At 55.7% G+C, this 11,671-nt stretch carries 12 protein-coding genes and 1 rRNA gene (1 of these 13 running past the window's edge); 2 read left to right on the forward strand and 11 right to left on the reverse strand.

The window, feature by feature from the left end; translation table 11 throughout:
- Nucleotides 1-16: 16 nt before the first annotated feature.
- The 4 genes from DY252_RS14065 to DY252_RS14080 form a co-directional block, all read right to left on the reverse strand.
- Complete coding sequence (locus DY252_RS14065; protein WP_064790663.1) at nt 17-1,606, reverse strand: gamma-glutamyltransferase family protein; 1,590 nt, start codon at nt 1,604-1,606, stop codon at nt 17-19.
- Between the two features lie 137 nt (nt 1,607-1,743).
- Nucleotides 1,744-3,069, reverse strand: a complete 1,326-nt coding sequence (locus DY252_RS14070; RefSeq protein WP_064790664.1) for a TRAP transporter large permease — start codon at nt 3,067-3,069, stop codon at nt 1,744-1,746.
- Between the two features lie 6 nt (nt 3,070-3,075).
- On the reverse strand, nt 3,076-3,648 hold the full coding sequence (locus tag DY252_RS14075) for a TRAP transporter small permease subunit (RefSeq protein ID WP_064790665.1): 573 nt from the start codon (nt 3,646-3,648) through the stop codon (nt 3,076-3,078).
- Nucleotide 3,649: 1 nt separating this feature from the next.
- A complete protein-coding gene (locus DY252_RS14080; RefSeq protein WP_174713881.1) occupies nt 3,650-4,768 on the reverse strand; it encodes a TRAP transporter substrate-binding protein in 1,119 nt (372 codons plus the stop codon).
- Between the two features lie 333 nt (nt 4,769-5,101).
- Between DY252_RS14080 and DY252_RS14085 the strand changes: the two genes are divergently transcribed.
- Nucleotides 5,102-5,827: a GntR family transcriptional regulator gene (locus tag DY252_RS14085; RefSeq protein ID WP_064790666.1), complete on the forward strand. Its 726-nt coding sequence runs from the start codon at nt 5,102-5,104 to the stop codon at nt 5,825-5,827.
- A 16-nt stretch (nt 5,828-5,843) separates the two neighbouring features.
- On the opposite strand, the gene DY252_RS14090 is transcribed toward DY252_RS14085, so the two are convergent.
- Nucleotides 5,844-6,791, reverse strand: coding sequence for an AraC family transcriptional regulator (locus DY252_RS14090; RefSeq protein WP_165374908.1), 948 nt, complete (start codon nt 6,789-6,791; stop codon nt 5,844-5,846).
- Between the two features lie 79 nt (nt 6,792-6,870).
- Between DY252_RS14090 and DY252_RS14095 the strand changes: the two genes are divergently transcribed.
- Complete coding sequence (locus DY252_RS14095) at nt 6,871-7,512, forward strand: LysE family translocator (RefSeq protein ID WP_082923633.1); 642 nt, start codon at nt 6,871-6,873, stop codon at nt 7,510-7,512.
- A 6-nt stretch (nt 7,513-7,518) separates the two neighbouring features.
- Here the strand turns inward: DY252_RS14095 and DY252_RS14100 are convergent, their stop codons facing one another.
- The 6 genes from DY252_RS14100 to rrf form a co-directional block, all read right to left on the reverse strand.
- Nucleotides 7,519-8,052 carry a DoxX family protein gene (locus DY252_RS14100; RefSeq protein ID WP_082923634.1) on the reverse strand — a complete coding sequence of 178 codons (534 nt, stop codon included), beginning with the start codon at nt 8,050-8,052 and terminating at the stop codon, nt 7,519-7,521.
- Nucleotides 8,039-8,833, reverse strand: coding sequence for an HvfC/BufC N-terminal domain-containing protein (locus DY252_RS14105; protein ID WP_064790667.1), 795 nt, complete (start codon nt 8,831-8,833; stop codon nt 8,039-8,041). Before DY252_RS14105 ends, DY252_RS14100 begins: the two co-directional genes overlap by 14 nt.
- Nucleotides 8,830-9,693: an MNIO family bufferin maturase gene (gene bufB, locus DY252_RS14110; RefSeq protein ID WP_064790668.1), complete on the reverse strand. Its 864-nt coding sequence runs from the start codon at nt 9,691-9,693 to the stop codon at nt 8,830-8,832. Before bufB ends, DY252_RS14105 begins: the two co-directional genes overlap by 4 nt.
- A gap of 165 nt (nt 9,694-9,858) precedes the next feature.
- Complete coding sequence (locus DY252_RS14115; RefSeq protein ID WP_064790669.1) at nt 9,859-10,158, reverse strand: BufA1 family periplasmic bufferin-type metallophore; 300 nt, start codon at nt 10,156-10,158, stop codon at nt 9,859-9,861.
- A gap of 181 nt (nt 10,159-10,339) precedes the next feature.
- Entirely contained in the window at nt 10,340-11,320 is a 981-nt protein-coding gene (locus DY252_RS14120; protein ID WP_064790670.1) for an AraC family transcriptional regulator, read from the reverse strand.
- A 311-nt stretch (nt 11,321-11,631) separates the two neighbouring features.
- Nucleotides 11,632-11,671 (reverse strand): 5S ribosomal RNA (rrf, locus tag DY252_RS14125) (it continues 75 nt past the right edge of the window).

The raw sequence follows: 11,671 nt of genomic DNA on the forward strand, positions 1-11,671 counted from the left end.
GGGGCTTTGGTTTAGGTCAAATGGCGGAAACAGAACCGTCCGCCCTGGGGTCATTCGCCCCTTCCATGACCCCATCCTTCCGCAGACGGATACCGCCCGCATGGCCCATCATATCCTCATAAGAACCGACGAGCTCGACCGTATGACCGGCTGATTTCAGCTGTTCGATCAGGGCCGGGTCAAAACGGTTTTCGAGTTTAAGGGTTGTGGTGTCTTCGCCCCATGTTTTGCCCAGCAACCAGCGCGGGGCGGTGATGGCTTCTTGCAGGTCCTGCCCATAGAGGACATGGCGGGTAAAGACCGCCGATTGGGTTTGTGGCTGCCCTTCGCCGCCCATGGTGCCGTAGGTCAGCACCGATCCGTCATTCAGCTTTGCCAAGGCCGGGTTGAGCGTATGGAACGGTAGGCGGCCTGCGCCCAGCTGATTGGGGCCATCATGGAGCGTGAAGCTCGCCCCGCGATTTTGCCACAGAACCCCGGTTTCGGGCACGACGACGCCGGAACCGAATTCCCAGAAGATGCTTTGGATATAGCTGACCGCAACACCATTGGCATCGACCGCCCCCATCCAGATGGTATCGCCCGGCTTTGCAACATGCGGCCAAGAAAGTGCGTTTTCCATATCGATTTTGGCGGCCTCGGCATCCAGCATTTCGTCAGATAGCAGCGCCATTGGATCAATGCGCATGCGGTCCGGGTCGCCAATATGAGCATCACGTTTGAGAAACGCCCGTTTGGTCGCCTCGACCAAGCCATGGATATGATCAAAGCTATCGACCTGCGCGGCCCCCTGCCCCAAGCGATCATATAGACCAAGGATCATCAGCGACGCGACACCTTGGGTCGGCGGCACCATGTTAAACACTGTGCCGCTTGAAAGTTTGACCGACAGCGGGGTCATGGTTTTGGCGTGATAGGCTTCAAAATCGGCCAGGCGAAGCGGACTTCCGGCGGCCTCAAGCCCGCGCGCATTGGTTTGCGCGATATCACCACGGTAAAAATCATCAAATCCCGCACGACCAAGATGTTCAAGGGTTGCACCAAGGGCCGGTTGGCGAAGCACATCGCCAATCGCAGGGATGCCGTTGGCAGCATAGGTTTCAACATAGCCCGGAGAGTCTTTGAGTTCTGCCATTTTGGTCGTGGTCAGGGCAACCTGTGACTTGGTGATCGGAACCCCGGTTTTGGCGTGATGGACCGCATCGGCCATCAGGCGGCTTTGGGAAATCTTGCCGCCAAGCGTGCGTGCCACCTCGGCCGCCTTGATCCAGCCACCGATTGCGCCTGCCACCGTCAGGGCAGCCAACGGACCACGGGCCGGGATCGCGGCATGGCCCTGTTCGCGGTAAAAGTCCGGTGTTGCGAGGTTTGCGGCCCCGCCACACGCCCGGATGGCAACCGGGTCTTTGCCGGGTTCGGAAATCAGCCAGAAGCCATCACCACCAATCGCGTTCATATGCGGATAGACAACTGCAATGGTCGCAGCCGCAGCAATCATTGCCTCAACCGCGTTACCGCCTTCGCGCAGGATATCGCGCCCGGCCTCAGCCGCCAGATGATGCGGGGCGGTGACCATGCCACCGAGTGCAGTTCTTGAACGTAACATGATCAATGGGCCTCCCTGCCCGATGCGTTGCGGGCATGCCGCGATTTAGTGCGACATGCCCGGTTTGTTCATAGCGCTTATTGACGTTTCCGTTCAGCGCCTTTTCACATTGTAGAATACCTGTTTGCCTAACCGCCCTACCAGCCGATCAGGTTTGGTAACCAGCTTGTCAGTTCCGGGAAGATAAACAGAAGGATCAATGCCACTGCCTGAATGCCGATAAACGGGATCACCCCGCGATAGATATCGACCGTCGAGACCGATGGTGGTGCAACCCCCTTGAGGAAGAAAAGCGCCCAGCCAAAAGGCGGTGTCAGGAAGCTTGTTTGCAGGTTCATCGCCACCAGAATGGCAAGCCAGGCCATGTCGATCCCGCTATTGAGGAAGACCGGCAAGAACATCGGAAGCGCGATATAGGAAATCTCGATCCATTCGAGGAAGAATCCGAGCACAAAGATCACGCCCATCATGAACAGAAGATTGCCCATGTCGCCACCCGGCACCCATTCAAACATCGCATGCACAAGACCCTCGCCGCCCAAACCACGGAAGGCCAGACCAAAGGGCTGTGCGCAGATCAGGATAAAGAACACCATCGCACTGGTGATCAGCGTGTCATGCAACACATCGCGCATCACACCGAAATTCAGACGCCCGGCAATCAAGGCCAGAAGCAACGCCCCGAGAGCCCCCATCGAGGCGGCCTCGGTCGGGGCGGCAATGCCGCCAACGATGGATCCCAGCACAGCAAAGACAAGCGCAAGCGGCGGCACGACCACCTTGGCGATCTTGATCAGGAGTTGCTGCGTGCTCATGGCGTCGCGTTCTTCCTTGGGGATCGCGGGCACCATGTCAGGCTTGAAAATCCCCAGAAGCACAAGATAAAGGCCCAGCATCCCGGCAAGAATAAGCCCCGGCACCATGGCGGCGGCAAACAGGGTTCCGACGGACTCACCGAGAATATCGGCAAGCAGGATCAGCACCAGACTGGGCGGGATGATCTGCCCCAACGTGCCCGATGCGCAAATCACGCCACTGGCAACCCCCTTGTCATAACCACGGTTGATCAGGGGTTGCAGGGACAGCAATCCAACAGTCACCACCGTCGCCCCGACCACGCCTGAAGATGCGCCCATCAGCACGCCAACGATCACGATGGCAAGGCCCATGCCGCCCCGAAGGCGGCCCATGGCATGACCAATGACGTCAATCAGTTCCTCGGCCAGTTTTGACTTTTCAAGCATCACCCCCATGAAGATGAAAAGCGGCAGGGCAAGCAGCGTATAGTTGGTGACAACCCCGTAAACGCGTGCCGGCAACAGGTTAAACAAACCGGTGCCAAACCCCATAATTCCAAAGGCAAATCCCGAAATAGCAAGCGAGATTGCCACTGGCACACCGAGCACAAGGAAGCCAAAGAAGCCCCCGACCATGCCGATGGCCAGCCATTCATTTCCGGTCATGTCTGATTAGTCTCCTGCACCGGTTTGCGGTGCTCCGTCACGTGCATCAAAGGCGGGTATGCTGTGGTCACCAGCAGTGATTTGGCGATAATTGATCAATGCTTGCGCAATCGCCTGGATCAGCAAAAGGCCAAAGCCAATCGGGATAAAGGCCTTAAGCAAAAAGCGATATGGCAAGCCCCCCGGATCGGGGGAGCCTTCGCCCATCATGATGGATTGTTCGACATAGGGGATCGAAAACCAGATCAGGGCCACGCCCAGCACCGCCATCAAAACGGCCGAGAAAAGGTCGATGATCGCCTGGGCCCGGGGGCCCAGACGTTCATAAAGGAAATCGACCCGCACATGGCCGCCATGGCGCATGCCATAGGCCATCCCCATCAGGGCAATCGGCGACACCAGATGCCATTCAAGTTCCTGCATCGCGACACTTCCGGAATTGAACAGATAGCGCAGCAACACATTGCCCCCGACCACCAGAACAAGGGCAAGACCACTGATCGCAGCGCCCCATCCGGCAATATCGACAACCAGACCAAGAACGCGGTCCGGTAACGGCTCAGTACGGGTCGACTTCATATCAGCTCATCCCGCCTTTGGATGAAATGATCCCGTGATAGGGTTTTTCACTGATCGCGGCCCATTCACGGTGCGTGTCGCGGAAGGCCATGAAGCTGTCATGGACCTTTTTCGTGACCGGGTCCTTGGCTGCTTCGGCTTCGAGGGTATCCTTGGTGATGTCCTTGAGCTTGGTCACGACTTCATCCGGAAGGGTTTGCGCCTTGACACCAAAGTTCTCGACCAGATCCCGCAGGGCGGCTGCGTTATTGGCTTCGCACCAGGAATGGCTATCAAGGTTACACGCCTGTGCGGCGTTTTTGACAATCGCCTGAAGATCGGCTGGCAGGCTTTCCCAGGCTTTCTGATTGATCAGAAGTTCGGTGACGTTGGACGGCTCATGCCAGCCGGTGGTGTAGTAGTATTTGGCGGCTTTCTGAAGACCCAGACGACGGTCCTGATACGGGCCAACGAACTCGGCCGCGTCAATCACACCACGTTCCAGTGCCGGGAAGATTTCCCCACCCGGCAGCAGTTTCACTTCAACACCGATCTGCTGGTAAACCTTGCCCGCCAGACCCGGGATACGCATTTTAAGGCCATTGAAATCATCCAGGCTTTCAATCGGCTCGCGGAACCAACCGGTCATCTGAACGCCGGTATTGCCCATCGGGAAGGCCACCAGACCATAAGGCTGATAGACTTCGTGCCAAAGCTCAAGTCCGCCAGCATGATACAGCCAGGCATTCACACCCTGGAAGTTCAGACCGAACGGCACCGTGGTGAAATACTGCGCGGCAAAGATTTTACCGGCCCAGAAATAGGCGTTGGCGGCATTCATTTCGACCGTACCGGCCTGAACCGCGTCAAAGCCCTCAAGGGCCGGGATCAGTTCGCCGGCGGCGAAATGCTGAATGTTCAGACGGCCATTCGACATTTCCGTCACGCGCTTACAGAAATCTTCCGGGCTGCCCGGACCGGTCACATAAAAGGGTGATCCCGGACCATAGGCATTGGTCATTTTCCAGTTAAAGGTTTCCTGCGCACGAACGATGCTTGGCGCGGCAATAACGCCTGCGCCGGTTGCTGCCGCACCGATTGCCGATTTGGTCAGAAAATCGCGCCGTTTAATGTTTGTCATTGATGTCTCCCTGATAGAGATGGCTATTTCTTTGAAACGTGATCTCAACGGAATGCATTCCGCATTGTGTATACATCTTGCAACACCCATGCCATTGCATATTTTTCAATGACTTAACGAAATACCTCTTATTCTTTGATGTTTGAAATGCCAATTAAATAGTCAAAACATTGCAATGCACATTTTTACCGCACAATAAATATGCAGGAACTGGCGCGAAAAAATGTGCAGATTTTACAACCCTTGAGAAACTTGGCCTTGCCCTGAAAATTGGTGTATACATTTGATCAATAGGAGCCCAACCAAACCTCGCAAGAAGGGTATCGACTTCAGATGATCGAGCTTCGCCAAGCGCTCAGCCCCCCGTCCGAACAGACCGAACAGGTCGGCATCGCCCAACAGCTTTGTCAGGCGCTGGAAGATGACATCGTCAAAGGAAAGCTCCCTCCCGGGCAGCGTTTGGAAGAACCGCTTCTGGCCAAGCGGTTTGGCGTTTCACGCACGCCGGTGCGCGAAGCCTTGCAGCTTCTGACCGCAACCGAACTTGCCGAAAAGATTCCCAATCGTGGTGTTTATGTCTCGCTCGCCACCCCGGAACGCCTGACGGCGATGTTTGAAAGCATGGCAGAACTCGAAGGCACGTGCGGGCGGCTTGCCGCCAAGCGCATGACAAGTGGGGAGCGCCACAACCTTGAACGCCTGCATCATGAATTGGCCGAAACGGTGCGTCTGGGCGACAGCGACGGTTACGAAACGCTGAACCGGTCGTTCCACAATACTCTGTATCGTGGCACGCATAACGATGTGCTGGTTGATGTCACGCTTTCGGTGCGTCGGCGCGTTGCCCCGTTCCGCCGCGTGCAATTCCAAAGCCTGTCGCGCCTTGCCTCCTCACACGAAGAACATCAGGGCATCGTCGATGCCATCCTGCGCGGTGACGTCAAGGCCGCCGAAGACTTGCTTTACGGGCATATCATGGCGGTGCATGAAATCAGCCAGGAATACCTCGCAAGTCTGCGCGATGCGAGCGCCCAGAACGACCGGGTTGCGGCAAAATAGGTTTTCGAAACAGGGCCTATTGCCCCGCCACCGGCTGCCGCAATCCCCGCCGGAACGCCCCCGGCCCTTCACCATATTGCGCCTTGAACCGCCGCGAGAATGCCGGCATCGATTGATAGCCGCAGCGCAAGGCAACCTCATCCATCGACAAGTTGGTATCGCGCAAAAGCGCCTTGGCCCGGCGCATCCGCCAATTTTGCAGATATTGCATTGGCGCGATCCCGACACAGTCGCCAAACCGCACAACAAAACGCGTCCGCGACATCCCGGCCTGTTTAGCCAAAAGCTCCGCGGTCCAGTCACGTTCCGGCTGGGCATGCATGGCTGAAAGGGCGCGTGCGATTTTCTTATCGGCCAATCCGGCAAGGAAACCTTGCGGCAGATCGGCGCGCTTCACTTGTGCTGCCATAAGCGCGATCACAAGGACCTCCATCAGACGCGCCAAGGCACTGCGCCAACCGGGCTCCGTTGCTTGCGCCAGCGTTTGGATCATCGCAACGATTGAGGATTGCGCCTGTGTTGCCGGATCATCTGCGCGCAGGATCACGTGATCCTCAATCAGACCAAAACCTGGATGACGATCATCGTCATCAAAGGCGCAAAACCCGCACAGCAAACGCACATCCCCCGCGCCTTCAGGCTGATTGCGCAAGATCCCGGCACCCGGGTCAAACCCGGCCGCCATCGCATCAGAGAGCGGTATTGTCCTTGTTTCCGGTGCATCGCACAGGATGTGACCACGGCCATTTGGCACCAGCACAAGATCACCTGCGCAAAGATCAATTGCTGGTGCATTTTCAGACAGCAAAAGCTTGCACCCGCCCGCCAAAACCAGATGAAACCGGATGCGCGCGCCGTCCGCAGGGATATGCACACTGAAATCCCCGGCAAGCTCCGCCGTGAAATACAGATCACTGCGCAACCGTAATCCGGCACAAACGTCACTAAGCACATCTTGCTGCATCTTATCCACCATCGCAATTTGGAACGATCTGATAATTTATTGGCAGCTTATCGCAAAGACGCGCCCCCGGAAATGATCAATGATCACCGGACCACTTACCCAGATGGATGATCAAATCATGAGCCCCGAAAACCTGACTGCCCTGATCGGCTTTGCCTTTGTCATGTCCGTTTCGCCCGGCCCGGGCAATTTCCTGCTACTGGCATCCGGTGCCAATTTCGGCATTGCCCGCACCATCCCGCTGATCCTTGGCATCAGCAGTGGCTTTCTGTCGATGGTATTTGTGGTGGGTTTAGGTTTGGGCGAGATTTTGGAAAGCTTTCCGATGGCGCAGGATGTCCTGCGTATCATCTGCTTTGGCTATATTCTCTGGCTTGCCTACAAGATATCGCAGATCAGATCGCTTGAAACCAAAGATCAGGCGACAGCACAGCCCATCGGATTTGTTCAGGCCGCAATGTTGCAACTTCTGAACCCGAAGGCCTGGACTGTCGCCCTGATCGTAACAGTCACCTACACGGTGCCGTCAGCAGGCATAAAGGGGCTATTGCTGATGACCGCCGTCTTCGCATTGGTCAACATCCCATCTATTTCAAGCTGGGCGCTGTTTGGCGCGGCCATGCGATCCTTTATCAGTCAGGGCAACCGAACCCGCATCTTTAACATCATCATGGCCGTGCTTTTGGTCGCATCAATGGCGCCGATGTTGCTGCCGATCTAACACCCATCAGGCGCGTCGGTGCGACAGGAACCGATCCACCGACAGCTTGCCTCCACCGGCAAAGACCAGTGCCACCAGAAGCGAAATCCAAAGCAGGCGATGATCAATCAGCTCGGTCGGCAATCCGTTGGCAAGTGCGCCCAGAGCTGCACCATGAAACACAACATCCACGACAGTCTGAACCACGACAAAGCCAATCATGCCAAGGGCCGCAAGACGGGTGAACAGGCCGGCAACAATCAGGATCGGCAAGACAAACTCGCCAAGGGTTCCGGCCCAGACAATCAGATGCCACGGGAAGAACGGAATGGCGGACGTATCGTACAAATATTGCTCGGCAATCGGCGGCAGGATCTGCGCGAATGCGCCTGCACTGAGGCCAAAACCATCGATCTTGGTCAGCGCGCTATTGACGTAATAAGGCAGCAGCAACAGGACAAAAAGCCCCCGGCTGGCAATACCAATAACATCGCGCCCGCCAAGGGCGTCTATTTTCGTCTCAAGACGGGCGTAGCCGCCGATTACACTATTCATCATCATACCCGTTTCCTCTCGGGATATTAAAACGGGCATCGAATGCGCCCGATGTTAAGAACTCGGCAAAGCTTGGCATGACGTCAAAACTGGCATCCGCCTCAAGGGCTTTGGCGCAGGCTTCACCAAGATCAAGCCCGTCTTGCGTCAGTGAGGTAAAGAACACGTCCTGCCCGGCTGTCAGAGGGCGCATGTCGACCTGCATATATGGCCGCGTCACCAGAAGAGTTTCAGGGCGTTGCACGATGCTGGTTTTGCCACCCTGTTCGCCGTTTACCGGGTTCTGGGCCATCCAGATTGCAAAGATCGGATGGCGTGATGCGATCACCTGACACGCCGGATGGGCGCCCAAAATCATCGTTTCAAGCTGGTCTTCAAGCCCGGCAAGATCATTGGCCAGAAGCGGCTTCGCATCCGCAGATGTGCTGACTTCAAGGCGTGCACGTTCCAGCCGGGCGATATCGGGTAAATACGGCAGGCTTTCGAGGATCGGGTGGCCTGCCAGATATTCGGCAAATCCAGCGCCATACAGGGCCAGCGATCCCGAACGCGCGGTTTCGGATTGAACAAACCCCTGTGCCAAACGATCAAAAAAGCCGTCGCCCACAAGCTTGCGCACGGTCGGGTAAGCAGCACCCAACGCGTCATACAAACCGCGATGAACATTGTTGCGGTAAATCGCAAAGCGGTGCGCATAGCCATCAGCGAAACTGCGTGGCACCGCATCGGGTTCCGGTGCGCGCAGTGCATCGGCAAAGCCGTCATAAAAGGATTTAAGTTCCGTCATGACGCGGCCTCAAGCTGCGTCGCCACGGCAATATCAAGATGACGATCAGCAAGGGCGGCCTCATGGGCCAGAACATCCCAGCCCGGCACGTCATTATCCCATTCAATCAGGGTCGGCTTGCGCCCGATGCGGGCAATCAGGCGATCAAACAAATCCCACACCGGATCAGCCACGGGGCGTGAATGGGTATCGATCAGGACATCATCATCCGGGTTGGCATCGCGCTCATGCCCGGCGAGATGGATTTCACCGACCAGATCGCCCGGCACCGCATCAATAAAGGCGTTGGCCTCAAAGCCCAGATTATGCGCCGATATGTAAACATTGTTTACATCGATCAACAAACCACAGCCGCTGCGCGCGGCGGCTTCGGTGATAAATTCAAGTTCGGGGATCGAGTTTTGTGGCAACGGCACATAGGAGGTCGGATTTTCAATCAGGATCCGCCGCCCGATAAAGTCCTGCACGCTATTGATCGCATCCACCAACTGCGAAAGCGACGTTTTCGTCATTGGTGTCGGCAGGAGATCAGCCATATAAAGCCCCTCATGGGCGGACCAGGCAATATGCTCCGACACCATGGCGGGATTAAACCGGTCGACCAGACGTTTAAGGTCGGCCAGATGGTTCTTGTTGAGCGGCTCCCCGCCCCCAAGTGACAATCCGACCCCATGCATGGAGACCGGATAGTGCGCACACAGCTCTTCCAGCATGGCAAGTCGCGGGCCACCGGCAACCATGTAGTTTTCCGGATGAACCTCAAACCAGCCCACAGTCGGTGCTGCGTCAAAGACATCTTGCGCGTGCTCGGCCTTGAAGCCAACACCTGCACGTTCAGGAAGCTGTGTCAGCGGTGTCATATCGGGGCAACCTTATCTTTTCGCCGTTTGCGCGGGTGGACGGTCAGCACATCGGGACAGGGGGGAGACATATGCTGATCTGTGCCGACCGTCCGTTGGGACGCGATTAGGCTTGGGGTTAGGCTTGGAGTTCGGCTTGGAGTTCGGCTTGGGGGATTGTCGGACTTAGCCCTGCGGGATATCGCGATCAAGCGCTTCCAGACTGCCCATGACTTCACGACCATCCGCCGTGGTGAAGCTCATATCTTCACAGGTACCCGCCGGAACCAGCTTCCAGGCATTGCCCTGATAATCAACAGTCGACGTACCGGCGCAGGTCGTGCCCGGGCCTGCTGCGCAGTCATTCTGACCGGCCAGCGATACACCAAAGCATTTTTCCTTGGCACCATCGGCAGCAGCCTGATTGACAGCGGCCATTGAAACAGCAGCACTCAATGCTGCACCCAGAACCATAGCTTTTTTCATCGTCTTTTCCCTTCGGTTAAAGTCGGAACACCACATCCATGTGATGGTTTAACCCTAAGGGCGAAGATCTATTTGGTCACTGCACCATTCGCACACGCGTAGTCAAAGGGGCGTGAGACATTCTGCACATCTCCTCACGCTCGCGTGAACACACCCACATAAAATCATGAACGACTTGCGCCTAACGACAACGCTTGAGCGTTTCAGATGGTGAAACGCCAAAATGTACGGCATAGCTTTGCGCAAACCGTCCGGCATGGCCAAATCCCCATTTATCGGCGACCTTGGCAACCGTCGTTCCCGGGGCAGCTTCAAGCAGCTCATTATGCGCCCGGTTTAAACGGATAGTCTTGAGGTAGGCCATGGGCGCCATGCCATAAACATCGTTGAACCCGACCAGAAGCGTGCGATAGCCACATCCCGCATAGGCAACCAGATCGGCAAGATGAATAGCACTGTCTGCATATTCATGGATGTAATCACGGGCACGCTTGACATATCGCGGCAGGGCAACTGTCGATGGCCGGTCATGCAAAATGTCCAAATAGGAGTTTGGCAACTGCATCAGAATATTGGTTAGAAGCAAATCGCGCAATTCGGCTAGAATAATCGAGTTTTCCAGACCATAAAGCGGCCCGTCAACAGCATTTGCGATATAGTGAAGCGTGTCCACAACATGGCCTTGCCCCGGCAATGTCACATCGATTGCCGCATCGAAAACCAGTTCATTACGAAAGATATCGCGCCCGGTCAGGGCATGGGCATGTTTACGCATTGTTGAAACCGGCAAATGCGCACCAAGAGCCGAAAAATCGTCCTCAATTGCTGATAACGGGACACGCATGTTGCGCATCAGCCCGCGTTGCGGCGAGATTTCAAATTCATGCGCCCCATGTTTGACCTGACCATTTCCGCTATTCACAAACAGAAGGAACAAGTCATCGGTTTCAATCGCCGGGGTTTTAAGATGAATGCGTCCAGCCCCAAAAGATGCACCAAGAAGGGTAATATCGGCAATGGCCGCAGACTGAATAGAAACATCTGTGCTGGCATTCTTACCAAGCGCGTCAATCGTGTCGATACTGTTCATATCCGACAGAAAGGCTTGCGTTTCGCTCAAATCCTGTGACTCAAAGATTTGATGGTTTTTAAGGTAGTTCATCTATGTACCCTGTTTGATGGTGCCATTGTCTGGCGGAACTTCCATCACAGATCGCATTTGACAACGTGATCAGGGCATCAACAGAACTTCCGGGAATTTAATGTATTCCTTTATCGCCAACGAGGAAACAAGAGCTTTGCCAACGAAGAATCAGAGTTGAGCACGCATATCGTCTCACGCCACCATAAAGACCAAGTCTCACCCACCATTCCCGATATGTAACATCAGAAACGACAAAACCCCCGACCAGTTAAGGTCGAGGGTTTTCAAAGTCGTGTGTATATAGGGAATATGGATGCTGTATTTGGAAGGCCCGGCGGTGACCTACTCTCCCGTGCCTTAAGACAAAGT

Source organism: Thalassospira indica (assembly GCF_003403095.1).
Taxonomy (GTDB): domain Bacteria; phylum Pseudomonadota; class Alphaproteobacteria; order Rhodospirillales; family Thalassospiraceae; genus Thalassospira; species Thalassospira indica.